The organism is Terrabacter sp. 2TAF16, from assembly GCF_052115065.1.
Classification (GTDB): Bacteria; Actinomycetota; Actinomycetes; order Actinomycetales; family Dermatophilaceae; genus Terrabacter.
In genome coordinates this window covers 1-25,243 of record NZ_JBFRFZ010000014.1, presented here as the reverse complement: position 1 = coordinate 25,243, position 25,243 = coordinate 1, and the positions used below count along the sequence as shown (strand labels likewise).

At 72.3% G+C, this 25,243-nt stretch carries 25 protein-coding genes; 13 read left to right on the top strand and 12 right to left on the bottom strand.

Going from position 1 to position 25,243, the window contains the following annotated elements; translation table 11 throughout:
- The first annotated feature begins 29 nt into the window (after positions 1–29).
- On the top strand, positions 30–1,319 hold the full coding sequence (locus AB4Z14_RS18535) for an adenylate/guanylate cyclase domain-containing protein (RefSeq protein ID WP_442276485.1): 1,290 nt from the start codon (positions 30–32) through the stop codon (positions 1,317–1,319).
- Between the two features lie 47 nt (positions 1,320–1,366).
- Here AB4Z14_RS18535 and AB4Z14_RS18530 read toward each other — a convergent pair whose 3' ends face one another.
- The 5 genes from AB4Z14_RS18530 to AB4Z14_RS18510 all read right to left on the bottom strand — a co-directional run bounded on the left by AB4Z14_RS18530 (position 1,367) and on the right by AB4Z14_RS18510 (position 5,474).
- Positions 1,367–2,653, bottom strand: coding sequence for a glycosyltransferase (locus tag AB4Z14_RS18530; RefSeq protein ID WP_442276484.1), 1,287 nt, complete (start codon positions 2,651–2,653; stop codon positions 1,367–1,369).
- 26 nt (positions 2,654–2,679) lie between these two features.
- On the bottom strand, positions 2,680–3,714 hold the full coding sequence (locus tag AB4Z14_RS18525) for an LLM class flavin-dependent oxidoreductase (protein ID WP_442276483.1): 1,035 nt from the start codon (positions 3,712–3,714) through the stop codon (positions 2,680–2,682).
- Positions 3,711–4,253, bottom strand: coding sequence for a 2'-5' RNA ligase family protein (locus AB4Z14_RS18520; protein WP_442276482.1), 543 nt, complete (start codon positions 4,251–4,253; stop codon positions 3,711–3,713). Before AB4Z14_RS18520 ends, AB4Z14_RS18525 begins: the two co-directional genes overlap by 4 nt.
- 2 nt (positions 4,254–4,255) lie before the next feature.
- A complete protein-coding gene (locus tag AB4Z14_RS18515) occupies positions 4,256–4,966 on the bottom strand; it encodes a hypothetical protein (RefSeq protein WP_442276481.1) in 711 nt (236 codons plus the stop codon).
- Between the two features lie 85 nt (positions 4,967–5,051).
- On the bottom strand, positions 5,052–5,474 hold the full coding sequence (locus AB4Z14_RS18510; RefSeq protein WP_235509594.1) for a MarR family winged helix-turn-helix transcriptional regulator: 423 nt from the start codon (positions 5,472–5,474) through the stop codon (positions 5,052–5,054).
- A 90-nt stretch (positions 5,475–5,564) separates the two neighbouring features.
- Between AB4Z14_RS18510 and AB4Z14_RS18505 the strand changes: the two genes are divergently transcribed.
- The 4 genes from AB4Z14_RS18505 to AB4Z14_RS18490 all read left to right on the top strand — a co-directional run bounded on the left by AB4Z14_RS18505 (position 5,565) and on the right by AB4Z14_RS18490 (position 10,584).
- Positions 5,565–7,433: an ABC transporter ATP-binding protein gene (locus tag AB4Z14_RS18505; protein WP_442276480.1), complete on the top strand. Its 1,869-nt coding sequence runs from the start codon at positions 5,565–5,567 to the stop codon at positions 7,431–7,433.
- Between the two features lie 93 nt (positions 7,434–7,526).
- A complete protein-coding gene (locus AB4Z14_RS18500) occupies positions 7,527–8,045 on the top strand; it encodes a PH domain-containing protein (protein ID WP_442276479.1) in 519 nt (172 codons plus the stop codon).
- On the top strand, positions 8,042–9,532 hold the full coding sequence (locus AB4Z14_RS18495; protein WP_442276478.1) for a PH domain-containing protein: 1,491 nt from the start codon (positions 8,042–8,044) through the stop codon (positions 9,530–9,532). Before AB4Z14_RS18500 ends, AB4Z14_RS18495 begins: the two co-directional genes overlap by 4 nt.
- 224 nt (positions 9,533–9,756) lie before the next feature.
- Positions 9,757–10,584 (top strand): hypothetical protein, encoded by an 828-nt coding sequence (locus AB4Z14_RS18490; protein ID WP_442276477.1) that lies wholly within the window; start codon positions 9,757–9,759, stop codon positions 10,582–10,584.
- A 46-nt stretch (positions 10,585–10,630) separates the two neighbouring features.
- On the opposite strand, the gene AB4Z14_RS18485 is transcribed toward AB4Z14_RS18490, so the two are convergent.
- Both AB4Z14_RS18485 and AB4Z14_RS18480 read right to left on the bottom strand, forming a co-directional pair.
- Positions 10,631–11,041: a VOC family protein gene (locus AB4Z14_RS18485; protein ID WP_442276476.1), complete on the bottom strand. Its 411-nt coding sequence runs from the start codon at positions 11,039–11,041 to the stop codon at positions 10,631–10,633.
- A 50-nt stretch (positions 11,042–11,091) separates the two neighbouring features.
- The gene (locus tag AB4Z14_RS18480; protein ID WP_442276475.1) at positions 11,092–11,460 is read right to left on the bottom strand and encodes a VOC family protein; all 369 of its coding nucleotides are present in this window, start codon (positions 11,458–11,460) and stop codon (positions 11,092–11,094) included.
- A gap of 63 nt (positions 11,461–11,523) precedes the next feature.
- On the opposite strand from AB4Z14_RS18480, the gene AB4Z14_RS18475 reads away from it, so the two are divergent.
- Entirely contained in the window at positions 11,524–11,991 is a 468-nt protein-coding gene (locus AB4Z14_RS18475; RefSeq protein WP_442276474.1) for a MarR family winged helix-turn-helix transcriptional regulator, read from the top strand.
- Here the strand turns inward: AB4Z14_RS18475 and AB4Z14_RS18470 are convergent.
- Together AB4Z14_RS18470 and AB4Z14_RS18465 are read right to left on the bottom strand one after the other, a co-directional pair.
- The gene (locus AB4Z14_RS18470; protein WP_442276473.1) at positions 11,988–13,109 is read right to left on the bottom strand and encodes an ankyrin repeat domain-containing protein; all 1,122 of its coding nucleotides are present in this window, start codon (positions 13,107–13,109) and stop codon (positions 11,988–11,990) included. The two genes, AB4Z14_RS18475 and AB4Z14_RS18470, sit on opposite strands and share 4 nt — an antisense overlap.
- A gap of 248 nt (positions 13,110–13,357) precedes the next feature.
- Complete coding sequence (locus AB4Z14_RS18465) at positions 13,358–14,317, bottom strand: SMP-30/gluconolactonase/LRE family protein (protein ID WP_442276472.1); 960 nt, start codon at positions 14,315–14,317, stop codon at positions 13,358–13,360.
- Positions 14,318–14,477: 160 nt separating this feature from the next.
- Between AB4Z14_RS18465 and AB4Z14_RS18460 the strand changes: the two genes are divergently transcribed.
- Complete coding sequence (locus AB4Z14_RS18460) at positions 14,478–15,674, top strand: sensor histidine kinase (RefSeq protein WP_442276471.1); 1,197 nt, start codon at positions 14,478–14,480, stop codon at positions 15,672–15,674.
- Positions 15,667–16,314, top strand: a complete 648-nt coding sequence (locus tag AB4Z14_RS18455; protein WP_056775538.1) for a response regulator — start codon at positions 15,667–15,669, stop codon at positions 16,312–16,314. The genes AB4Z14_RS18460 and AB4Z14_RS18455 overlap by 8 nt, the downstream gene beginning before the upstream one ends.
- Positions 16,315–16,432: 118 nt before the next feature.
- Here the strand turns inward: AB4Z14_RS18455 and AB4Z14_RS18450 are convergent, their stop codons facing one another.
- A complete protein-coding gene (locus tag AB4Z14_RS18450; protein ID WP_442276470.1) occupies positions 16,433–18,253 on the bottom strand; it encodes a BCCT family transporter in 1,821 nt (606 codons plus the stop codon).
- A gap of 266 nt (positions 18,254–18,519) precedes the next feature.
- Positions 18,520–19,920, bottom strand: coding sequence for a cation:dicarboxylate symporter family transporter (locus AB4Z14_RS18445; protein WP_442276469.1), 1,401 nt, complete (start codon positions 19,918–19,920; stop codon positions 18,520–18,522).
- Between the two features lie 87 nt (positions 19,921–20,007).
- On the opposite strand from AB4Z14_RS18445, the gene AB4Z14_RS18440 reads away from it, so the two are divergent.
- Together AB4Z14_RS18440 and AB4Z14_RS18435 are read left to right on the top strand one after the other, a co-directional pair.
- The gene (locus AB4Z14_RS18440) at positions 20,008–21,669 is read left to right on the top strand and encodes a sensor histidine kinase (protein WP_442276468.1); all 1,662 of its coding nucleotides are present in this window, start codon (positions 20,008–20,010) and stop codon (positions 21,667–21,669) included.
- The gene (locus AB4Z14_RS18435; RefSeq protein ID WP_442276467.1) at positions 21,662–22,345 is read left to right on the top strand and encodes a response regulator; all 684 of its coding nucleotides are present in this window, start codon (positions 21,662–21,664) and stop codon (positions 22,343–22,345) included. Before AB4Z14_RS18440 ends, AB4Z14_RS18435 begins: the two co-directional genes overlap by 8 nt.
- A gap of 4 nt (positions 22,346–22,349) precedes the next feature.
- Here the strand turns inward: AB4Z14_RS18435 and AB4Z14_RS18430 are convergent, their stop codons facing one another.
- Positions 22,350–22,919, bottom strand: coding sequence for a TIGR03086 family metal-binding protein (locus tag AB4Z14_RS18430; protein WP_442276466.1), 570 nt, complete (start codon positions 22,917–22,919; stop codon positions 22,350–22,352).
- Between the two features lie 51 nt (positions 22,920–22,970).
- Here AB4Z14_RS18430 and AB4Z14_RS18425 point away from each other — a divergent pair, with 51 nt between their 5' ends.
- The 3 genes from AB4Z14_RS18425 to AB4Z14_RS18415 form a co-directional block, all read left to right on the top strand.
- Entirely contained in the window at positions 22,971–23,813 is an 843-nt protein-coding gene (locus AB4Z14_RS18425; RefSeq protein WP_442276465.1) for a helix-turn-helix domain-containing protein, read from the top strand.
- A gap of 84 nt (positions 23,814–23,897) precedes the next feature.
- Positions 23,898–24,731 carry a DUF222 domain-containing protein gene (locus AB4Z14_RS18420; protein ID WP_442276464.1) on the top strand — a complete coding sequence of 278 codons (834 nt, stop codon included), beginning with the start codon at positions 23,898–23,900 and terminating at the stop codon, positions 24,729–24,731.
- 77 nt (positions 24,732–24,808) lie between these two features.
- A partial coding sequence (locus AB4Z14_RS18415) for an HNH endonuclease (RefSeq protein ID WP_442276463.1) occupies positions 24,809–25,243 on the top strand: 435 nt, incomplete at its 3' end.

Below are 25,243 nucleotides of genomic sequence, written 5' to 3'. Positions count from 1 at the left end.
AGGCGTGTCCTCGGCCGTACCATCGCGGCATGGGCGCATCCGACGTGCTCACCCTTCCCCGGACCGGCCTCAGCGGGGCCGTCGTCCGCATCGTCGAGCGCCTCGCCGAGATCGGCGCCCGGCCCGACCGGTCCCAGGACGAGCGTCTGCGCCAGGGCATGTTGATCTTCGCGTCGGTGCTCATCGCCCTCATCTCCTTCATCTGGGTCGGCACCTACCTCGCCTACGGCCACCCGCTGTCGGCCGCGATCCCGGCCGCGTACCAGGTGATCACCGTGGTGGGGCTGCTCGTCCTCTCGCGCACCGGCAGGTTCGCCGTGTTCCGCACGACGCAGCTCATGGCCTTCCTCGTCCTCCCGTGCCTGCTCCAGGCGTCGCTCGGCGGCTTCATCGCCTCGAGCGGGATGGTCCTGTGGGCGATCTTCGTGCCGCTCGCCGCGCTGGCGCTGCTCGGGGTGCGGCGCTCGGTCGGCTGGCTCGTGGCCTTCTTCGTCGCGCTCGTGACGCTGGCCCTGCTCGACCCCCGCCTCTCGGCGCACCCGGCGGCCCTGCCGACCGGTTTCGTCGTCACCTTCTTCGTGCTCAACGTCATGGGGGTGACCGTCAGCGCCTACGCGATGCTCGGCTACTTCGTCGAGCAGCGCGAGCGGGCCCGCATCGCCCTCGAGGCCGAGCAGGCGAGGTCCGAGCGCCTGCTGCTCAACGTGTTGCCGGCCCCCATCGCCGAACGTCTCAAGCGCGGCCCCGGCACGATCGCGGAGCACTACGAGGCCGTCACCGTGCTCTTCGCCGACCTCGTCGGCTTCACCGAGCGGACCCAGGTCATGCCCGCCGACGAGCTCGTCGCGCTCCTCGACCGCATCTTCTCGGCCTTCGACCGCGAGGCCGACGCGCAGCAGGTCGAGAAGATCAAGACCATCGGCGACGCCTACATGGTCGCCGGCGGTCTGCCGGAGCGGCGGCCCGACCACGTGCAGGCGGTGGCCCGGGTGGCGCTCGCGATGCGCGAGGAGATCGCGTCGATCGCGCGTGAACCGGGTTGCGAGTGGCTCGCCGTGCGCATCGGCGTCGACACGGGACCCGCCGTCGCAGGGGTCATCGGGCGGCGGAAGTTCATCTACGACCTCTGGGGCGACACCGTCAACACGGCGAGCCGGATGGAGTCCCACGGGCTGCCGGGGCAGATCCACGTGACCGACCGCGTCGCCGCTGCACTCGGACCCGGGTTCACGCTCCGCCCTCGCGGGACGATCCTCGTCAAGAGCAAGGGCCCGATGAGCACCTACCTGCTCGACGCCGCGGGAGGCGTGACCGCGTGACACACGAAGTGTCCGTCCCGTGGGCTCGGAAGCGTGGGCGTTCGGCCTCAGCGGACCTCGATGTGTCCTGACGGCCCGGCGCCCCTGAGGTAGGTGTCGACGAGTCGCGCGGCGTCGCCGGCGCCGTCCTCGGCCCGGACCCGCTCACCGAGGGCGTATGCCGCCGCGCGGGCTCCCGGGGAAAGCGCGACCTCGAGCGCCCGCTCGAGCCGAGCCGCCGTCAGGTCCTTGCGGGCGATCGGCGGTGCGGCGACCCCGAGGTCGGCCATCCGGCGGCCCCAGTAGGGCTGGTCGGCGGCGTGCGGCACCACGACCTGCGGCACCCCGGCCCGGACCGCAGCGGCGGTCGTGCCCGCTCCCCCGTGGTGGACGACGACGGCGCACCGTGGAAAGAGCAGGTCGTGCGGTGCGGCGCCGATCCCGATCGTCGTTGCGGTCGTGCCGACCGACAGTCCGGCAAGACCCTCGCTGACGACACCACGCAGCCCGAGACGGCCGAGCACCCGGCCCGCATCACGCACGACACGCTCCGGGTCGGGCGTCGGCATCGAGCCGAAACCGACGAAGACCGGGCCGGGCCCGTCGTCGAGGAACGCCGCCAGAGCCGGGTCGAGCGGGCCAACGCCGACGTCGTCGCGCACCCAGTAGCCGGTCTGCCGCAGCGCCGGGGGCCAGTCCGCGGCCGGCGGGACGACGTGCGGGCTCGCGGCCAGCAGCGTCGGCGTGCACTCCGCAGCGGCCGTGTAGTGACGGAACCGCTGTCGTGGCAGGCCTCGTCGCGCACGGACGAGGTCACCGGCAGGGCGGAAGAGGTCGAGCGCGACCCGGCCCGCGAGGGTGCTCCATGCGTCGTTGACCCACGACGTCGCGCGGGGGCGCAGGGACAGTGCGACCGAGTCACCGTGCGAGCTCGGCCAGACCGGCGCGAAGACGGCGTAGAGGTGCGGCTTGGTCGGACGGCCACCTCGGCCGTCAGGAGTGAGCAGCGCGTCGACGAGGTCGAAGGTCAGCGCCCCCGACAGCACGGCGTCAGCAGCGTCGACGAGCCGCGCGACGTCCGCGGCCAGCGCCGAGGCGGTGTCGGCCATGACCCGCCGCATGAGCCGGGCCTCACGCACCTGCGTCCGCGCCGACCCGCGCAGCGCGTCACGCCCCAACCCCTCGCGCAGCGGCCCCTCGAGGTCGAACGACAACGGCTCGAACTCGACGCCGCTGCCCGCCACGACGTGAACGAGGTCGGCCGGCGCAGCGAGCGACACGGCATACCCCATCCGCCGGAGGCGCTGCCCGAGCGCGACGAGCGGCTGGACGTCACCACGGGATCCCATGCCCATCAAGAGGATCCGCACGTCAGTCGCCGTCAGTCCTCGTCGAGCTGCGCGCGGACGCGCGGCACGACCTCCTCGGCGTAGAGGCGGATGCACTCCATCCGCTGGTCGTGCGGGAGCGTGCCGAACGAGTACTTCAGCTGGAAGCGGGAGAGGCCGAGCACGCGGACGGTGTCGACGATCTTGGCGGCCACGGTGTCGGGCGACCCGCAGTAGACGGCTCCCTCGGGGCCGAGCTGCTGGAGGGCCTGGTCCTTGCCCATGGGCGCCCAGCGACGCTCGCGGCCCAGCTTGTTCATGTAGGGCAGGAAGTGCGGCATGAAGTCGTCACGCGCCTGCTCGTCGGTGGCGGCCACGTAGCCGGGCGAGTGCACCCCGATCGGCAGCTCGGGCCTGCCCATCTCGGACAGCGCGCGCCGGTAGAGGTCGGCGAGCGGTGCGAACTGGCGCGCGGAGCCGCCGATGATGGCGATGACGACGGGGAAGCCGTAGTGCGCGGCGCGGACGACCGACTGCGGGGTGCCGCCGACGCCGACCCACACGGGCAGGTGGCCGGACTCCGTCGCGGGCATGACCTTCTCGACCTGGACGGGCGGGCGGATCGAACCCTCCCAGCGGATCGGCTGCTCGGCCACGACGGCCGCGAGCAGGTCGAGCTTCTCCTCGAAGAGCGTCTCGTAGTCGCCGAGGTCGAGACCGAAGAGCGGGAACGACTCGATGAACGAGCCTCTGCCGACAGTGATCTCGGCACGGCCACGGCTGATCGCGTCGACGGTGGAGAAGCGCTGGAAGACGCGGATCGGGTCGTCGCTGGACAGGACCGTCACCGACGTGCCGAGGCGGATGTGCTCGGTGCGCCCCGCGAGGCCGGCGAGCAGCACGTCGGGCGCGCTCACGGCGTAGTCGTCGCGGTGGTGCTCGCCCACGCCGAAGAAGTCGAGGCCGAGCCGGTCGGCGAGCTCACCCTCGGCCAGGACCTCCCGGATCACCGTGGCGGGGTGGAGCGGGGCACCGTCGGGGCCGTTAGCGATGTCGCCGAACGTGTCGAGGCCGAGTTCGAGGCTCATGCGCCCATCGTAGGTATGCCGCCCACCTGCCACGTGCGCCCGGCGTCGGGGTCCCAGCGGCGGACCGACTCGATCGTGCCGTCGAGGGGGCGGGCGCGGCCGAGGACGGCGAGCGACTCCCCGACCTGGCGCGAGCCGAGCCCGCGGGCGATGGTGACGTGCGGGGTCCAGCGGCCCGGACGCACCTGGTCGGGCACGTCGGGCGCCCCGACCGTCGCAGCCGCGAGCGACCGCTGGAGGTCGAGCAGCTCGGGTGTCGGGACGACGAGGCGGGCGAGGACGTAGCGACGGGAGCCCATGACGAGGAGCGACCCCAGGCGGATCGGCACGGGCCGCATCGTCTCGAGAACGCGGGCGATCCGGGCCTCGACGTAGTCGGGGACGACCCCGGCGAGCGCCAGGGTGAGGTGCGGCGCGTTCGTCGCACCCTGGTGCTGCGACTGGCTCGGCAGTCCCGCCGCGGCCAGGGCCGCCCACTCACGCCGGACCTCCGTGTCGGAGGTGGCGTCGAGCAGGCCCTCGACCGCGTGCAGGGGCATGGTCAGGCGACCTGCTGCGAGTCACGCCGGCCGGTGAGGCCGAGGTGGTCTGCGACGAAGTCGCGCACGGCCGCCGTGTGATCGTCCCGGCGACCGTCACCGACCGGCACCACGAGCGTCGGCACGTCGAGGCCGGCGACGACGACGAGGTCGAGCTCGCGCCGCTGGCCCTGCCGGCTCGACCCGATCTCACGGTCGTCGTCGAGGTAGACGACGACCGGTTGGTGCGCGCGCACGGCGTCGACGAGACGGCGCACGAGGGCGACGTCGGGCGACCGCAGCAGGGCGGACTCCCAGACGTGGACGCCACCGGGTCCGTTCGCTCCGAAGCGGGCCCACGCCTCGGCGACGAGGGAGGCGGTGAGCTCGGCGGGGACCCGCGCCCGGCCCGCGACCTCGCGGACCCGCGCGCGCAGCGGCTCGGGCAGGGCCGCCTGCGACGCGGGCCGCACGACCCAGGCGTCCCCGTGCTGCTCGGCGGCGCCGAGCAGGGCCCGGGAGGTATCGGTCGACTCGGCCGCGAGTGCGAGGAGCTGCGCGGTGTCGAGCACGACGACGTGGTCGACGTCGACGGGGTGATCGGCCTGCCCCTCGGCCCGGTGCTCGACGGCGACGTGCTCGCCGACCAGCCATTCGACGATGTCCTCGGCGATCGAGGTTCGGCCCGACCCGGGGCGCCCCTCGACCATGACGAGCCCGTTCACGTCAGCCACCCAGCAGCTCCTCGCCGGCGCTCGCCCCGGCATCACGTGCCGTCGGTTGCCGGCAGGGAAGTGTATGTCAGGGGACATTTCGACCTCAGGGCTCCCGGGGGTCGAGCCGCGCGAGGAGGGCCGCGAGCGACGTGCGTTCGCGGTCGCTCAGTGACCCGAAGAAGTCGGCCGCGCCCTCGCGCCGTGCCTCGTCGACCTCGGCGAGGACCGACTCCCCCACCGCGGTGAGGGCCACGGTCATGGCGCGGCGGTCGTCGGGGTCGGGGCTGCGGTGGACGAGGCCCCGCGACTCGAGCCGGTCGACGACGTCGGTGGCCGAGCGCGGCGCGATGCGCAGGTGGTCGGCGACGACGCCGAGACGCGTGGGCCCGTGGTGCCCGATGACGCGCAACGCACGGGCGTCGTGGGGCGACAGGTCGGACCCGAGCCCGGTGGCCCAGCGCCGCCGCAGCGCCCGCGCCGCGCCCATGAGCAGCTCGTCGAGGGAGGGCTCGTCGGCGTCACGCATGGGGAGCAGCATACGGCGTGGTTTGTAGATTGACCTCATAGTGAGGTAACCTCAGCATCATGAACTGGAGTCCACAGATGGAGTGACCGCATGACCGACACCACCACCACCCTCGGGCCGACCCACCGCGGCGGCCGCCAGCCCGGGAAGATCGACCCGCAGGACCGCGCCCAGCTCGCCGAGTCCCCCGTCTCCCTGCGACGGGTCGCCGGTCTCTTCCGCCCCCACACCCGCACCGTCGCCGTCGTCACCGCGATCATCGTGGCGATCTCGGTCGTCTCGATGGCCCAGCCCTTCCTGCTGCGTGCCGTCATCGACGACGCCCTCCCCCACCAGGACGTCCGCCTCCTGCTGTGGGCCGTCGGCGGCATGCTCGCCGTCACCGTCGTGAGCCAGCTGCTCGGCGTCGTCCAGACGTGGCTCACCACCTCCGTCGGCCAGCGCGTCATGCACGGGCTGCGCACCGACGTCTTCCGCCACCTGCAGCGCCAGTCCGTCGCCTTCTTCACCCGCACCCGCAGCGGCGAGGTGCAGTCGCGCCTCACCCACGACATCAGCGGCCTGCAGTCGGTCATCACGTCGACGGCGACGTCGATCGCGAGCAACCTCACGACCGCCGTCGCGACGGCCATCGCCATGGTGGCCCTGAGCCCGCGCCTCTCGCTGCTCTCCCTGCTCGTCATCCCGCCGGCCGTCCTCATGACCCGCAAGGTCGCCCTGCTGCGCCGCGACATCACCGCCCAGCGCCAGCGTCGTCTCGCCGACCTGCACAGCCAGGTCGAGGAGGGCCTCACCGTCAGCGGCGCCACCCTCGTCAAGACGCTCGGCGCCGGGGAGGCCACGGCCGACCGCTTCGCCGAGACGTCCACCGACCTCATCGACCTCGAGCTGCGCTCGCAGCTCGCCGGCCGCTGGCGGATGGCAACGATGCAGATCATCTTCGCCGCGATCCCCGCGCTCATCTACCTCGCCGCCGGACTGCCCGCGACCTCGGGCGGCATGACCATCGGCACGCTCATCGCCTTCACGACCCTGCAGGCCGGCATCTTCCGACCGCTCATGGGACTGCTCGACGTCGGAGCCCAGTGGGTCACCTCGATGGCGCTCTTCAGCCGCATCTTCGGCTACCTCGACCTGCCCGTCGAGGTCGCGCCTCCCGCCGATCCCGTTGCGGTGCAGCACGACCGGCTGCGCGGCGAGGTGCGCTTCGAGGGCGTCACCTTCAGCCACGACGCCACGGCCTCCCCCACCGAGAGGGCGTATGCCGTCTCCGACGTCACGCTCCACGTGCCCGCGGGCACGACGCTGGCCCTCGTCGGTGAGACCGGCTCGGGCAAGTCGAGCCTCGCCGGTCTCCTCGCGCGGCTGCACGACCCGCAGTCCGGGCGCGTGACGATCGACGGCGTCGACCTGCGCGACCTCGACCCTGCAGACCTCGCCCGGATCGTCGGCGTCGTCTCGCAGGACACGTACCTCGTGCACGCCTCGATCCGCGACAACCTCCTGCTCGCCGCCCCCGGCGCCACCGACGACGCGCTGTGGCAGTCCCTCGCCGCGGCCCAGGTCGCACCCCTCGTCGCGAGCCTTCCCGACGGCCTCGACACCGTCGTCGGGGCCCGCGGCCACCGCTTCTCCGGAGGGGAGAAGCAGCGCCTCGCCATCGCCCGCACGCTCCTGCGCAACCCGCGCGTCCTCGTGCTCGACGAGGCGACGAGCGCCCTGGACAACGAGACCGAGCGCGAGCTGCAGGCCGCGATCGACCGGCTCATGGCCGGCCGCACGACCCTGACCATCGCGCACCGCCTGTCGACGATCCGCGACGCCGAGCAGATCGCCGTGCTCGACCACGGTCGGGTCGCCGAGCTCGGCGACCACGACGACCTGATGGCCCGCGGCGGCCGCTACACCCGGCTCGTGCAGGCCCGCGAGGGCTCAGCCCGTGAGGCGCTCGCGGCCTGACCCCGGGCGGAGGGCACGACCCGACGAAGGTCGACAGGGCGGCATACCTCGGTCGGATGCCGCCCTCCGGCACCGGTGTGGCACCGTGGGGCCGTGGAACCCCTCGACGTGCCCGTCGCCCCCGGTGCCGTGCTCCGCGAACCCGCGCACCGGGTCTCGCGCCGTGCCGTCCTCATGTGGACGCTGCAGGCCCTCGTCGTCCTCGCCCTCCTGCTCGCGGGGCAGGTCGTCTGGTGGCTCGTCGACGACGCCCCGTCGCGCACCCCGCACTGGGTCGTCGGAGCCGCGTGGCTCGTCGCCGGCGCCGCGTACGCCGTCGCGATGCCGCAGTGGCGCTACCGCGTGCACCGGTGGGAGGCGACCCCCCGCGCGATCTACACGCAGAGCGGCTGGCTGTGGCAGGAGCGTCGCATCGCGCCGCTAAGCCGCGTGCAGACCGTCGACCTCGAACGCGGTCCCGTCGCCCAGCTGCTCGGCCTGGCCGCCGTGACGATCACGACGGCGTCCGCCGCGGGGCCCGTCACCATCCACGGTCTCGACCTGCCCGTCGCCCACGAGCTCGTCGACGCGCTGACGGCGGCGGCCGTGGCCGAGACGGGCGACGCGACGTGACCGAGGACGCGGAGGGCTGGCGCCGGCTCGACGCCCGGATGCTCCTCGTCCACCCCCTCGAGACGCTGATCCGTTTCCTGCCCGCACTGCTCGCGCTCGTCGTCTTCCGGGCGGGCTCCGAGGACAACGACCGGTGGGAGCTGTATGCCGTCCCGCTTATCGTCGCGTTCGGCGTGCTGCGGTGGGTCACGACCCGCTACCGCATCGCCGACGGCCAGATCGAGCTGCGGCGCGGCCTCTTCACGAAGCAGACGACGACGGCGCGCCTCGACAAGGTGCGCACCATCGACCTGACGGCGCGGGTCTACCACCGCGTCCTCGGTCTGGCCAAGGTCGAGATCTCGACCGCCGGCGGCCAGCACGACCGGCTCGTCCTCGACTCGCTGGGTGTCGACGCGGGTCGTCGCCTGCGGGCCGAGCTGCTGCACCGCGTCGACCCTGCTGTGACCGGTCTGCCCGCGCCGACCGGCGCGCCGGTGGCCGTCGACGAGGTGCCCGACGACGCACCACCGCCCGTCGACGACGAGGTGCTCGTGCGCCTCGACCCGTCATGGATCCGCTATGCGCCGCTCACCGTGACGGGGCTCGCGAGCGCCGCGGCGATCGTCGGCTTCGCATCGCAGGGCTTCTCGCGCTTCTCGCAGGAGCGGTCGGTCTTCCGCGACGGCGCGTCCTTCGTGTCGCGTCTGGCCTGGTGGGTCGACGTGCTGCTCCTGCTCGGTGTCGTGTCGCTCCTCGCGGTCGGCGCCTACGTCCTGACCTTCTGGGGCTTCCGGCTGACCCGCAACCGGCTCGGCACCCTGCACACGCGCCGCGGCCTGCTGACGAACCGGGAGACGAGCATCGACGCCGCCCGGGTCCGCGGCGTCCGGCTCGACGAGCCGCTCGGGCTCCGTCTGGCCGGGGCCAGCCGGCTCAAGGTGGTCACGTCGGGCCTGCTCCGCGAGCAGGGCGGCTCCGACTGGCTGTGCCCGCCCGCGCCGGCCGGCGTCGTGACGCCCCTCGCGCTGCGCATCCGCCCCGACGAGGCCGCGGTGTCAGGGCCGCTCACGCCACACGGCCCCGCCGCCCGGCGCCGTCGCCTGACGCGCGCCGTCGTGCCGGCGCTCCTCGTCGCCGCGCTCCTCGTCGTGGCACGGCTGCTGTGGGACTGGCACGGCTCACTGCTCGTCCTCGTGCCACTCCTGCTCGTCGGCGCCGTCGCCCTGGGCCGCGACCGTTACCGCGCGCTGGGGCACGCCGTGACCCCCGACCACCTCGTGACGCGACACGGCTCGCTCGACCGGCAGCGCGTCGTGCTCGACCGCGCCGGCATCATCGGCTGGAAGGTCGAGCAGTCCTTCTTCCAGCGACGCGTCGGCGTCGCGACACTCGTCGCCACCACTGCTGCCGGAGCCCAGCACTACGACGTCGTCGACCTCCCCGTCGAGATGGCGTATGCCGTCCTGGCCCAGGTCAGCCCCGACCTGGTCGCCGAGTTCGCCTGACACCGAAGGGCCGTCACGTGGCCCCTCGGATGGACTCATGGTCACGGCTCCGGGCCACCGTGGTGGCCCGCTCGGGTCAGGTGGGTTCGCACACTCATCCCGGTGCGCGTCGGCAGCGGGACACTGGGCATCCGGGCGGGCCCTGCCGGACGCCCACGACCCACACGACCGCGGCCGACACGGCGGACGCGGCGCAACGACCTGAACCCAGGGGGATCCGCGAAATGACCTACGCCTGGCTCTTCTTCGCGGCCACGTGCGCGCTCGCGCTCGTCATGACGGCCGCGGTGTGGCGCCCGACCGCGGGGCAGGCTGCGCTGCTGCTCACCGGCCCCGTCGCAACCGTCGCCGCCCTGGTCGGACCTGCCTGGGGTGGCCTCGGCCTCCTGGGCGTCGTGGTCGTCCCGTTCGGGTACCTGCTCGTTCCGTCGGTCCTGCCGTGGTCCAGGCCGTGGGCCAGGTGGGCGGTCCCGGCGACCGTTCTCGCCGCCTGCGCCGTACTCGCGGCACCGTCACGTTTCGCTGGCCCGATGTCGCTGTTCGCGCTGCCCTTCGGCTTCGCTCTCGTCGCGCTGGTCCGCGCGCTCTTCCAGCTCCACCGACCCGCAGGACCCACGGCCTCGGGATCTGGCACGGTCGGTGGCAACCTCGCCGCTGGGCGAGCGGTCGTCGTGGTCGCCGCGCTCCAAGGGGCTGCCGCACTCCTGGCGGGAGCTGTCATCGCCGCCGTCCTGCTCGGCCCGAACGCGAACACCGGCGGCACGAGCGGCTTCGCTGGGCTCGGGACGGCCCTGGCCCTGCTGGTCGCCGGATTCGGCGTCACGGTCGCGGCCCTGTTCTTCGGTGTGGCCGTCGGTCTGCACCGTAGGTACCGCGACTTCCGATATGTCTTCACGGCCGTTCAGATCGCGGCTCTCGCGCTGTGCGTGTGGGCCGTGCACGGCGGCTGGGTCTGGGCTGCCGCCGCGTGGGTGGCAGCCACCGTCGCCCTCACCTACCTCGGCGCCGGCGTGGACTCCGGGGATCGAGTCGAGCCCACCACCGCCCGCTGACGTCCAGCGGCAACGCGCCGCGGTTCGGGAGCAGATCCGGCTCGCGCTACTCGCCCGTCTGCCAGATGGGGCCCTCGTCGGTCCATGTGACGCCCTTGTTGCGGCAGAGGCAGAACGGGTGACCGACGGGGTCGGTGTAGACGCGCCAGCCGAAGCCGTCGGGGCCGATGGAGTCCTGGTGCAGGGTCGCGCCCAGGGCCACGACACGGCGATGCTCGGCCTCGATGTCATCGACCTCGAAGTCGAGATGGAACTGCTTGGGGTGGTCACCGTCCGGCCACTGTGGGGCGCGGTAGTCCTCGACCGGCGTGAAGGCCAGCTCGATCTCACCGAGCTGGATGCCGGCCCAGTTGTCGTGGCTGCCCGCCTTGACGGGGAGACCCGTCACCTCCGAATAGAAGGCCCCCAGCATCATCGCGTCCGGGCAGTCGATGATGACATCGGTCAGTCGTAGCACCCGGAGATCGTGTCACACGGCCCATCGACCGCAGTCCGGGCCGGCCGGCATCAGGCGCGGTCGTGGAGGGTGACGTGGTAGCCGTCGGGGTCCGCGAAGGTGAAGGTCCGACCGAACGGACCGTCGATCGGCGCGGAGACGATGGTGTGACCGTCTGCGGCCAGGGCGTCGTGGATGGCCTGGACGTCCGTGGCGTGGAGCCAGATCGCGGCACCGATGCCCGGCTGGGCGGCTGATGCGAGATCGGTGCCGGTCACCACGTCGCGCAACGCGAAGGCGATCGGCGTCGTCTCGAAGACGATGGCATGCGGAGGCCCGGCCTGGGACCGCACGAGACCGAGGTACTGCTCGTAGAACGCCCGGGAGGCGTCGAGGTCGGTTGCCTGGAGCGAGATGAAGTCGGGACCGGTGACAGGCACGATGGCCTCCTTGGGATTCGTGTCAGTTATCTGACACGAAGGACTGTATGTCAGAATACTGACATGAGTCAAGACGATGTCGGCGTCGACCTCGAGACGTCCCTGGGCTACCTGCTGAAGGAGGCGTCGAGCGCCCTGCGCGCCGCCATGGAGGACGTGCTGCGGCCGCTCGGGATGACGGTGACCCACTACTCGTGCCTCGAGCTGCTGGCACAGCGACCGGGCCTGTCGAACTCCGAGCTGGCGCGTGGGGCCTTCGTGACCCGGCAGTCGATGAACGTGCTGCTCCAGGCCCTCGAACGAGACGGCTTCGTGACGCGCCCCGCAGAGGCACCGGTCGGGAAGGCCCTTCCGACCCGGCTGACACCCCGCGGCCGACGGAGCCTGGCGACGGCGAGCGCGGCGGTCCGGTCCGTCGAGGTCAGGATGCTGGCCGGCCTGACCGAGGCCGAGCAGAATGACGCCTTCCGCATCCTGCGCGGCATGGTTCTCTCGCTGCGCGACAGCCCCGGCCCCACCGACCGCAGCTAGAACTGCTCGAGGATCCGGGCGATGGCGGCATACCCCTTCTCGCGGGCGTGCTCGAGCGCGGTGACGCCGTCCTTGTCGGCGATCGACCGGTCGGCGCCGGCATCGAGGAGGAGGCGCACGATCTGCTGGTGTCGCTCGCCGCCGTCGCCGAGGATCACGGCCTCGAGCAGGGCCGTCCAGCCGAGGTCGTTGACGTGGTTCACGTCGATGCCGGTCTGCACGACGCGACGCACGTAGTCGACGTGCCCGCGCTCGCTCGCCGGGATGACCGAGACCCCGCCGAAGCGGTTGCGGACCGTGAGGTCGGGACCGGCGGGCAGCAGCGTCTCGAGCATCGCGACGCTGCCGGTCACCCCGGTGACGAGCCACGGGGTGTCGTGGCGATCGTCGAGCGCGTCGGGGTCTGCACCCATCGCGACGAGCACCCTTGCGGCGTCGACATGGTCGCCGGTGACGGCGAGGAGCAACGGGGTCCGCCGCTTCGCGTCGCGGGCCTCGATGTCGGCTCCGGCGCGCAGGGCCAGCGACACGGCGTCTGCGTCGCCGCGCTGAGCGGCCGAGAGGAGTGCCGCATCAGGGTCGTCCACACGGTCGGCCGTGGTTGCAGTCACGAGAACTCCTGTCAGTCGGTCGAATCCGCGCTCACGGGCCATCCGGAGCGGGGTGAGCCCCTCGTCGCGCGAGGGTCGGGTCAGCTGGACACCGCCGGCGACGAGCACGCGCACGGTGTCGACGTAGGAGGTCGTGTCGCGTCCGAGCCACACGGCCTCGTGGATCGCCTGGTAGCCGATCCGGTTGACGTGGTCGCGGTCGATCCCGGCGCGGAGCAGCTCGCCGACGACGAGCGCGTGCCCGCGCTCGGCCGCCCGGATGAGGCCGGTGCCGTTCCAGCTGTCCTTGTCGTCGACGCGGGCGCCGTGGGCGAGTGCGAGGCGCAGCAGCCCGAGGTGGCCCTCGCTCGTCGCGACGAGGTATGCCGACTGCTGGGTCTCGTCCTTGGCGTTGACGTCCGCACCCCGGCCGACGAGAGCTCTCGCGCGCGGCAGGTCGTCCTTCCACGCCGCATCCCGCAGCGCAGCGTCGAGCCGCACCTGCTCGGCCGCCGACGGCGTCGCCATCCTGGCTCCTCCCGTGCTGGCCTCTCCCCCCTCGAGTGGCCTCGTCGTCACAGCAGACCCTCCCGTGGGCGTCTCGGCCCCGTCGAGTGGCTCCGTCGCCACACCCGTCGTTGTGGCAGGCGTGGCCGGTGGGGTCACCGTGGTGGCGGCGGGGCGACTCGAGGTGCAGGCGGCGAGGACGGTCGCCACGGCCAGACCGGCGGCCACCGCGACCGTGGCGCTCGTCCTGCTGCCCCGTCGCATGGTCCTCATCGTGCCAGCGGATCGGTGACGACCTCGTACGGCCCGGACGCGACCTGCTCGTCGAACTTGCTGTCGACGAAGAGCGTCCTGCCCCGGAGCACCTTGGCCGTCGTCAGCACCCGCTCGGGGTCGGTGGCGACCTGGGACACGAGCCGGGCGGCCCGGCCGTCGGCCCGCAGCTCGAGCGTGGCGAGCATCCGTGCGAAGTTGCGCACCACGGTGAGCCGCGACCCCTGCCGTACGAGGCCGTCGGCGTCGGTGAGCGACGCCACGCCGGTCGCGACGGGCGACACCGCGGCCGTGCGCAGGTCGAAGCGCCACAGCAGACCGGCGTTGCCCTGGGCGACGACGAGGGCGGAGCGGTCGGCACTGACGACGATGCCGCCGAGGTTGAAGCCGGCCCGCTGCTCGACGGTGCCGGTCGCGTCGGCCCAGCGGGTCACTCCCCAGGCCGTCCCGCCGACCGCCACCCGGAAGACCTGCGGCGCGTTGGAGTTCGTGAAGTAGGCCGCCCCGTCGGGACCGATCGCGACGTCGTTGAGGAACACGTTCTCCCCCGGAGCACGGAGCGCGGCCAGCAGGCGGCCGTCCGGCGCGTACACCCAGAGGTCGGGCCGACCGGTGCCGATGCCGTTCGGGCCGCCGGCCACGTAGACCCGACCAGTCGCGTCGGTCGTGATCCCGCGGGCCGTGAACCGACCGTCGGTGCCGTCGCCGCCCAGCCACTGCTCGGTCTGGGCCGTGCCGGCCGAGCCTCGGTGGATCTCACCGCCCGTCACCTCGCTGACGTAGAAGACGCCGCGCCGCTCGTCCGCGCCGATGCCCTCGAACTTCGAGCCGCCGACGTCGCCGGTCAGCCGATAGGTGCCCGGCCGACCGTGGCCGGGCGGGTCGGCCTGTGCGGGCGCCGCCACCAGCAGGGGTACCGCGGCGAGGACGAGGACGACGGCGAGGCTGCGCTTCATGGTGGGTCTCCCGGTGTGAGGTGATCGTGAGGACGAGGGTCGTCGTGCGGTCCCCACCACCGTCGCCGATCCAGCCCACCCGCCGCGTCGGACAACCGGCCACACCGGACTAGCCGATCGGATGATGCCGGCGGCCCGCGCCGTCCCTAGGCTGCCGGTCATGGAAGAGGGCATCCTCGCGCCGGTGGCGCGACTCGACCGATGGCTCGACGCCGTCCTCGTCGTGCTCCTCGTGACGTGCTCGGCGCGCTACCTGCTGCGCCACGACCTCGACGGCACCGCGCTCCTCGTCCTCGCGGGTGCCACCCTCCTCGGCGCCGCCTACCTCACGCGTCGGCTCGTCGCCGACCGTGCCGCGTGGCCCTACGTGTGGATCGCGGTCGTCGTCGTGCTCTGGGTGGCGCTGACGCTCGTCGCCCCCTCGTTCGCGTGGACCGCCGTGCCCGTGGCCTTCGCCGTGCTCCAGGTGCTCCCCTTCGCGTATGCCGTCACGGTCGTCGTCGCCATGACAGCGGTCGTCAGCGTGGGATGGAGTCGCATCATCGACGAGGTGGACCCGACGGTCGTCGTCGGACCCGTCGGCATCGCGCTCGTCACCGTGCTGTCCTACCGAGCCCTCGAGCGGGAGGCCGGGACCCGGCAGGCCCTCATCGACGAGCTGACCGACGCGCAGGCCGATCTCGCTGCCGCCCAGCACCGCTCCGGTGCCCTCGCCGAGCGGACCCGCCTGTCGCGCGAGATCCACGACTCCGTCGGTCAGGGGCTCTCCAGCATCACCCTGCTCCTCGCCGCGGCCGAGCAGGACTGGGACCGAAGGCCGCTCGTCGCCCGCCAGCACGTCGTGGCTGCAGGGACGGCAGCCCGAGAGGGACTCGACGAGGTGCGCCGCGTCGTGCGCGACCTCGCCCCGGCGGACCTCGAGGACGACACGACAGGTGACGCCCTCCCGGCCGCGCTCGAACGCGCGGGCGCCACGGCTGCCTCCCACGGCCTCGACGTCAGGGTCCGCGTGCACGGCGACCCCGTCGCCGTGCCGGCCGACGTCGCCAGCGCGCTCGTCCGGTCCACCCGAGGAGCCCTGGCCAACGTCGTCGAGCACGCCCACGCCACCCGCGCCGACATCAGCCTGACCTACCTCTCCGACGAGGTGCTGCTCGACGTCCGGGACGACGGCCGCGGCTTCGACCCGACGCGACCCAACCGACCGGACGCGCGGGGGGACCGCGGGCGCGGGCTGGACGGCATACGCCATCGGGCCGATGACCTCGGGGGCAGCGCCGACGTCGAGAGCGCGCCCGGCGAGGGCACGACCGTGTCGGTCCGCTTCCCGATCACCGCAGGGGTCTCCCGTGGCTGACGGCACCGGCGCCGTGCGCGTCGTCCTCGTCGACGACCACCCGGTCGTCCGCGCGGGACTGCGCGCCCTCGTCGACGGCCAGGACGGCATCGAGGTCGTCGGTGAGGCGAGCGACCTGGCGGGCGCCGAGCGCGTCGTCGCCACCGAACGGCCCGACGTCGTGCTGATGGACCTCAACCTCGGGGACGGGCCGGGAGGGGCCGAGGTCACGGCGCGACTGCGCGCCCTGCCCGAGCCGCCGCACGTCCTCGTCCTCACGACCTACGACACGGAGGCCGACATCCTGCGGGCCCTCGACGCGGGCGCGCTCGGCTACCTGCTCAAGGATGCCCCGGCCGACCAACTCTTCGCCGGCATCCGGGCCACGGCCCGCGGCGAGACGGTGCTCGCCCCGTCGGTCGCGGCGCGGCTCGTGCGGCGCGCGGCCTCACCCGGGCCGGTCGTCACCGAGCGCGAGGTGGAGGTGCTCGAGCTGCTCTCGCGCGGGCTCGGAAACCGCGAGATGGCGCGCGAGCTGCTCGTCTCCGAGGCGACCGTGAAGTCCCACCTCAGCCACGTCTACACCAAGCTCGGCGTCGACACCCGCGCCGGGGCGGTGGCGGCAGCGATCGAGCGCCGCATCATCCGACCAGGCGGCTGAGCCGGCCGCAACCGCGCCACGGCGCACGTCCCAGCCTCGAAAGGGGTCCTGACTCGCCCGCAACCGCGCCACGGCGCGCCTTCGGCGCGAGCGGGGAGAGAACGGCGACGCCCCGGGCTCAGAGGCGCATCGAGGCGCCGACCTTGTCGGTCTGCTCGTCGACGCGGCCGCCGAGACCGTCCTCGACCTCGACGTCCTTCGCCTCGACCGGCTCCGCGACGGGGTCGGTCTGGACCATCTCGCCGACACCCTCGCCGGGCGCGGTCTCCTGGACCGTGAGCGAGAAGTCGTCACCGTGCTCGCTGACGCCCGCGACGACGGCGTGCTCGACGGCCGCGACGGCATACTGCCGACGGACGACCTGCGGGTCACGCGACAGGTCCTTCACGAGCGCGACCGCCAGCCCGATCATGATGACGAGGAAGGGCAGGGCCGCGACGATCGTGACGTTCTGGAGACCCGACAAGGCGTCCTCACCACCGATGAGCAGCATGATCGCGGCCACGGCGCCCGTGGCGGCGCCCCAGAAGATCACGGTCTTCTTCGACGGCTCGAGGGTGCCCTTCTCGGAGAGCGTGCCCATGACGATCGACGCGGCGTCGGCGCCCGAGACGAAGAAGATCGCGACGAGGAGCATGACGACGATCGCGGTCACGGTCGGCCAGGGCAGGTTGCCGAGCATCGCGAAGAGCGAGCCCTCGGGGGTCGACTGGCCGGCGATGTCCTGGCCGTGCTGCTGCTGGTCGATGCCGGCACCGCCGAAGATGGCGAACCAGATGAGCGAGACGACCGACGGCACGAGCAGGACGCCCGAGACGAACTGGCGGATCGTGCGGCCGCGCGAGATGCGGGCGATGAACATGCCGACGAACGGCGTCCAGCTGACCCACCAGGCCCAGTAGAAGATCGTCCAGCCGGCGAGCCAGTCCTTCATGCCGTCGCCGCCCGCGGCGTCGGTGCGGGCCGACATCATCGCGAGGTCCTTGAAGTAGGACCCGATGGTCGTCGGGACGAGGTTGAGGATGAAGACCGTCGGGCCGACGACGAAGACGAAGAACGCCAGGGCGAGGGCGAGCACCATGTTGATGTTCGAGAGCCACTGGATGCCCTTCTCGATGCCGGAGACGGCCGAGAGGATGAAGCAGACGGTCAGCACGGCGATGATGCCGATGAGCACGCCGTTGCCGACCTTGCCGATGCCGCCGACGATCTCGAGGCCGGAGCCGATCTGCAGGGCGCCGAGGCCGAGCGAGGTGGCGGAGCCGAAGAGCGTCGCGAAGATCGCGAAGATGTCGATGACCTTGCCGGCCGGCCCGTTGGCGCGCTTCTCGCCGAAGAGCGGGGCGAAGGCCGAGCTGATGAGCAGCGAGCGGCCCTTGCGGAAGACGCCGTACGCGACGGCCAGGCCGACGACCGCGTAGATGGCCCAGGGGTGCAGCGACCAGTGGAACATCGTCGTGGCCATCGCGGTCTGCACGGCCTCGGGGTTGCCTGCCGCGCCGGTGCCGGGCGGCGGCTTCACGAGGTGGGTCAGCGGCTCGGTGACGCCGTAGAACATCAGCCCGATGCCCATGCCGGCGGAGAACATCATCGCCACCCACGACGACGTCCGGAACTCGGGAGCCTCGCCGTCACCGCCGAGCGGGATGTTGCCGTACTTGCTCGCCGCCAGCCAGATGACGAAGACGACGAAGCCGGAGGCGACGAGCGAGAAGAGCCAGCCGGTGTTGTGCACGACGAAGTCGAGGCCGGCGGACGCGCTCGTGCTGAGGCTCTCGGTGCTGAGCGCGCCCCAGAGGACGAAGGCGATCGCCACGGCCGCGGCGACGCCGAAGACGACCTGGTCGACCCGGGAGGGCGCGGCCTCCTCGTGGTTCACCGGTGGTGGCTCGAGCGCCGGGTGCAGCGCGTCGTCGGGACTCTTGGTCAGGTCACTCATACGTCATGGACAGCACCCCGACGAGGTGCCGTCTGTCTCCTCACAGTTACGTGTCGCAGATGTCTCGATGAAGCGACCACCCTCTCGAAGATGGGGGGACGAGCGCAAAGCGAGCTTCCAGCCGGGAGGCGGACGGCGGCATACACGATCATGAATCCTTTTGTATGCCAATGGTTCCCGAGAGTTCCGAGGCTCGGCATGAGATGGGCCACGACGACGACGAGGGGCCGCGAACCGGGTGGTTCGCGGCCCCTCGAAGGGACGGGTCAGCGGCTGGAGCCGACGAGCTCCGGCTCGTGACCGCGGGCGTCCGGGACCAGGTCGTCCTGGACCTCGTCGTCGTGGTCGAGCATGCTCGCCTCGTCGAAGCGGTCCTGGCCGGAGAGGACGCGTGACGCCTTGTCGCGGTCGATCTCGCCGACCCACGTGCCGATGAGGACGGTCGCGATGGCGTTGCCGGCGAAGTTCGTCAGCGCGCGGGCCTCGCTCATGAGGCGGTCGATGCCGACGATGAAGCCGACGCCCGGCACGAGGTCGGGGCGGTGCGACTGGAGGCCACCGGCAAGGGTCGCGAGACCCGCACCGCTGACGCCCGCGGCGCCCTTGCTCGCGATGATCATGAAGACGAGGAGGCTGATCTGCTCGCCGATGCTGAACGGCTTGTCCATCGCCTCGGCGATGAAGAGGCTCGCCATCGTCAGGTAGATCGCGGTGCCGTCGAGGTTGAAGGAGTAGCCGGTCGGCACGGTGATGCCGACGACCGGACGGGAGACGCCGAGGTGCTCCATCTTGGCGATGAGGCGCGGCAGGGCCGACTCCGACGACGACGTCGACAGGATGAGGAGGAACTCGCGGCCGAGGTAGCGGAAGAGCGAGAAGACGTTCATCCCCGTGACGACCTTGAGGATGCTGCCGAGGAAGGCGAAGACGAAGATCGCGCACGTCGCGTAGAAGGCGAGCATGAGCAGGCCCAGGCTCTTGAGCGAGCCGATGCCGGTGGCGCCGACGAGGGCGGCCATGGCGCCGAACGCGCCGATCGGGGCGGCCCACATGATCATCGCCATGAGGCGGAAGACGAGGCGCTCGAGGTACTTGATGGCGTGGAGGATCGGCTCGCCGGTCTTGCCCATCTGCTGGAGCGCGAAGCCGACGAGGAGCGCGATGAGCAGGGCCTGGAGCACCGAGCCCGACGTCAGCGCGGAGACGAGCGTGTCGGGGATGAGCCCGAGGATGAAGTCGACCGTGCCCTCCGACTCGGCGGCGATCTGCGACTGGCCGGACTCGGCGATCGCGGCCGTGAGGTTGAGGCTGTCACCGGGCTTGATGATGTTGCCGACGACGAGACCGATCGCGAGGGCGACCGTCGACATCGTGATGAAGTAGCCGAGGGCGAGGCCACCGACCTTGCCGACCTGGGCGGCCTTCCGGACCGAGCCGATGCCGAGCACGATCGTGCAGAAGATGATCGGCGTGATCATCATCTTGATGAGGTTGACGAAGCCGGTCCCGAGGGGCTTGAGGTTCTTGCCCACCTCGGGGAAGGCCCACCCCACGAGGATGCCCGCCACCATGGCGACGATGACGGCGATGTAGAGGAAATGGGTGCGGTCGCGCTTGGGGGCCGAGCCCGGCTGGGCGTCGACGGCGCTGTCGGCGGTGGAACTCACGGTGACCTCCGTTGGCTGGGTCCCGCGCTGGGCGTGGGACCGGTGAATGTGACGAGGCTCCCGCGGCCAGTGACTAGGGTCACGGTTGTGTTCATTGAGTTCTCGCGACGGGTGCTGACGGCCCCGGGGCGATGGAGCGTCGCGGGGCAGACCTTCGCGCTCCAGGTGCTCATCGCGGTGCTCGTCGTCGTCGCCGGGCTCGCCGGGGCGTACGGCCAGGCCCAGCGCGCAGGTGACCAGGAGGCCATCGCCCGGGCCCTCGCGGTCGCCGAGACGATGGCGGCGACGCCCGACGTCGTCGCCGGCGTCCAGGGTCCCGACCCGTCGGCGGTGCTCCAGCCCTACGCCGAGCGCGTGCGGGTCGAGTCGGGCACCGACTTCGTCGTCGTCATGAGCCGCGACGGGATCCGCTACACCCACCCCGACCCGACGCAGATCGGGAAGAAGTTCCTCGGACACACGGAGGAGGCGCTCGCGGGCGGCGTCGTCGAGGAGGACTACACGGGCACGCTCGGGCCGTCGTCGCGCGTCGTCGTGCCCGTCACCGACCAGGGGAAGGTCGTCGCCCTCGTCTCGGTCGGCATCCGCAAGTCGGCCGTCGGCGAGCGGGTGCGCGCCCAGCTGCCGGGACTGCTTCTCGCGGGTCTCGTGGCCGCCTTGCTGTCGGGCCTCGGGACCGGCCTCGTGTCACGCCGGATCAGGCGCCAGACCCACGGCCTCGGCGAGCAGCAGCTGCGCGAGATGTACGAGTACTACGACGCCGTCCTGCACGCCGTCACCGAGGGCCTCGTCATCACCGACCTCGACGGTCACCTCCGGCTCGCGAACGACGAGGCGACCCGACTGCTCGCCCTGCCCGCCGACGCCGTCGGACGCCCGGTCGCCGAGCTGGGGCTCGCCCCCGCCCTGACGGCCGCGCTCACCGACGACGCAGCGCACGAGGACGAGCTGCACGTGACGTCGGCGCGGGTGCTCGTGCTGAACCGCGGACCGGCCCGCTGGCAGGGACGCCTGCTCGGCCACGTCGCGACGCTGCGCGACCGCACCGACCTCGAAGCACTGACGGGAGAGCTCGACTCGGCCCGAGGCCTGACCGAGGCGCTCCGCTCGCAGGCCCACGAGTCGGCGAACCGGCTCCACACGATCGTCAGCCTCATCGAGCTCGGGCACAGCGACCGGGCGCTGGACTTCGCCACCGACGAGCTGCAGGTCTCCCAGCTGCTCACCGACCGCGTCGTCGGCTCGGTCGACGAGCCGGCGCTCACGGCGCTGCTGCTTGGCAAGGCGGCCGAGGCGCACGAGCGCGGCATCGCCTTCGAGATCGAGCCGGGCGCGCACTGGCCCCGCGACGTCGCACCCACCCGTGACGTCGTGACGATCGTCGGCAACCTCATCGACAACGCCCTCGATGCCGTGGCCGACGAGCCCGGCACGCCGCGCCCCGAGCGGCACGTGCGCTTCGACTCGAGGGTCGAGGAGGCGTATGCCGTCCTCGAGGTCGCCGACGACGGGCCGGGTCTGCCGCCGGGTGCCGTCGAGGACGCCTTCCGGCGTGGGTGGTCGACGAAGGAGCAGGGCAGCGCGGGTCGCCGCGGCATCGGGCTGGCGCTCGTGGGCCAGACGGTCGACCGGCTCGGCGGGACGCTCGCGGTGTCAGGGCCGCCGGGCGCGACCTTCACCGTGCGGCTGCCCGCCGGTGAAGGGCCTGCCGATGAAGGGGTCGACTGCGGCGGGAGCGACGATGACTGAGGTCCTGCGCGTCCTCGTCGTCGAGGACGAGCCGATCGCGGCGGAGGCCCACACGGCCTACGTCGGCCGGGTCGACGGGTTCGAGGTGGTGGCAACGGTGGGCACGTCGCAGGCAGCACTGAAGACGTTGCAGGACAAGGAGATCGACGTCGTCCTGCTCGACATGAACCTCCCCGACCGGCACGGGCTCGACGTCGTGCGCGCCATGCGTGCCGCCGGCCACCGCGCCGACGTCATCGCCGTCACGTCCGCGCGCGACCTCGACGTCGTCCGGGCCGCGGTGTCGCTCGGGATCGTGCAGTACGTCCTCAAGCCCTTCGTCTTCGCGACGCTGCGGGAGCGGCTGCTCGCCTACCGCGCCTACCGCGACCAGGTGACGAGCGGCGCAGAGGTCGGCACCCAGGCCGAGGTCGACGAGGTCTTCGCCGGCGCCCGTGTCGCGGCCGAGGCACGGCTCCCGAAGGGGATGGGTGAGGAGCTGCTCGCCCGCGTCTCACGGCTGCTCCGCGAGGCGGACGGCGGACGCTCCGCGTCCGAGCTCGGCGACGAGCTCGGCGTCAGTCGCGTCACGGCGCGCCGGTATGCCGAGTACCTCTGCGAGACAAGGGTCGTCGTGCGACGGTCGAGGTATGCCGGCGCCGGCCGCCCCGAGGTCGAGTACCTCTGGGCGAGGTGACGGCTCAGGCGTTCGCCGGCGTGGGTCGACCGAGCCGGGCGAGCACGCGCTCCTGACGGTCGGCGCCGTTCCGGACAGGCACGGCCGGCTTGCAGACGCCGTCGTCGTAGAGGTGGTCCCCGAACCCGTCGGCCGACCGGTCGAGCAGCTCGAGCTCCTCGTCCGACAGGTGCTCGTCGAGCCCAGCGGCCACGGCGATGTCCCAGCGGTGGACGACGAGGTCGAACCCGTAGAAGGTGACGATCGACGCGCCCACGGTCGTACGGCCGAAGACGCCGTCATACTCCCGGCCGGCGACGTCCGGGTCGGCGAGCAGCTCACGCATCCGCTCGTCGTGAGCCCGCCAGAGGACTGTGGGGTCCTCATGGTCGGCCGTGGTCGCGGCATCGACACCGCGCTGCTCGAGGAAGTCACGCTGGGTCGTGACGACGTGGGTCAGCACGTCGCGTGCGCTCCAGCCCGCGCAGGGGCTCGAGCCGTCCCAGGCGTGGTTCGGCACCCGGTCGACGACGGAGGCGAACGGGTCGGCGAGACGGAGGTAGGAGGCGAGGACGTCGGTGCTCGGTGAGGTCATGCCGTCACCGTAGGAAGCCGCGCGTCGGTGGGTCTTGATACTTTCCGACACGTGACGACGTCTGCCGGGGCAGGACGGACAGCGGCCCGCGACGACATCGAACGGGCCCATCTCGTCGACCCCACCGACCACACGTGGTCGATCGCCCGCAGCTCCGTCTCGCCGGATCTCGAAGGCCTCGCCCGCCGGTTCTGGATCCCGGTGTGGGACGTGCCCGCGGGACGCGACTCGGTGCAGCGGGTCCTGCAGTACCCCGTCTGCCTCGTCGTCGTGTCCGACAGCTACGCGCGTTTCTACGGCGTCGTGTCCGGGCTCTCGCACCAGATGCTGACGGGACGCGGCTGGGCCGTCGGCGTCATGTTGCAGCCGGCCGCGGGCCATCTCATGACGCGGGAGCCGGTGCGCCGGATGACCGACCGCTACGTCGACCTGTCGACGCTGTCGACCCTCGACGGCATCGGTCTCAGCCGCCGGGTGCGGTCGGCGATGCGACCCGACCCGACCTCGCGGGAGGCGCAGGCCGCGGCGCGGGAGGTGGTCGAGGAGGCACTGCGGCCGCTCCTCCCGGTCGACGACGAGGGACTCCTCGTCAACGCCATCATCGAGGACGTCGAGACCTCTCCCGAGCTCCTGCGGGTCGACGACCTGTGTGCGCGCTTCGACATCAGCGAGCGGACGCTGCAGCGCCTGCTGCACAAGCGGATCGGGCTCGGGCCCAAGTGGCTGATCCGCCGCCGGAGGCTCCAGGAGGCGGCCGACCGGCTGCGCGACTCCGACGCCGAGCTGGCCGGCATAGCGGCCGAGCTCGGCTACGCCGACCAGGCGCACTTCACCCGAGACTTCCGCAAGGCGACCGGCATGACGCCCGGCGAGTTCGCGTCACGCTTCAGGTGAGGCAGCCCCAATTCGCCTGCAGCACAATGTCTTTGGTGTGGACAAGTCTTGTCCGGGCGTTCGAACACCTGTATGATCAAGGGTATGGAGCAGAGCCGGAGCACGCAGCAGATCGAGCAGGACTGGGACCACGTCGCGTCCTTGGCCGCCGACCTGCACGACGCGCACGCCCGGCTCGTCGACTTCGTCGTCGCGGTCCTGGCCGACGGGTCCTGGCAGGCCGCGGGGCTGCGGTCGCCGGAGCACTGGCTGATGCTCCGGGCGGGCCTCTCGCGGGGTCAGGCCGGTGCGATGGTGCTGCTGGCCCGCCGCGCCGGGGAGCTGCCCGCCACCGTCGCCGCGTTGCGGGAGGGGCGGATCAGCTTGGACCAGGCGGCGGTGGTGGCCCGGCACACCCCGGCCGCGTTCGACACGACGGTCGCGGAGTTCGCCCGGCACGCGACGGTGACCCAGCTGCAGCGCACCGTCACCCGCTACGACTTCACCCTCCAACCCGACAGCGTCGACGACCGCGGCCGGGGCCTGCCCGGAGAGATCCTGCCCGGAGAGATCCTGCCCGGCGAGATACCGCCTGGTGACGAGAGCGGTGACGAGAGCGGCGGGGAGGGCGGCGACTGCGGCGACGGTGGGTCGGAGAAGCGGGCGCCGGTGGAGCCGGCCCGCCTGAGCATGGGCCTCGACGCCGACGGGCGGTTCCGGCTGCGCTACGACGCGCCGGCCGAGGTCGGCGCGCTCGTCGAGTCAGCCCTCGCCGAGGCCAAGGACCATCTCTTCCACGCCCTCACCCCCGAGAGCGTCCGCGACGCTGACGGCGGTGTGAGCGACGAGCAGAAGCAGGCCCTCGACGGGGACGTCCTGCACCCCGACCAGTACTGCACCGACGGAGGCCGGCCCCGCGTCACCGGGCCGACGCCCTGATCCTGCTCGCCACCCGCTCCCTCGACGCCGCAGGCAGTGACGGCTCGGGTGGAGCTGCCCGGCGGGCTCGCTACCGGGTGCAGGTCCACCTCGACACCGACGGTGGCTGGCTCACCGGCCGCCCCCGCCTGCCCCAACACATCACCAACCAGCTGACCTGCGACGGACAGCTCACCCCGGTCTGGGAGACCGACGGACACCCCGTCAACGTCGGCCGCGCCCACCGCGTCGTCCCCCACCGCACAAGCGTCCTGGTCCTGGACCGCGACCGCGGCTGCCGCTTCCCCGGCTGCGCCTCCACCCACCACCTCGAGATCCACCACCTGATCCACTGGCGCGACGGCGGCCCCACCGACACCACCAACCTCCTGGCCCTGTGCACCTTCCACCACGACGGACACCACCGCGGCGAGTTCACCCTCACCGGCGACCCCACCCACCCCGACGGACTCACCTTCCACACCGACACCGGCCTGCTCATCGGCCCACCCCAGAAACCACCCCCACCACCC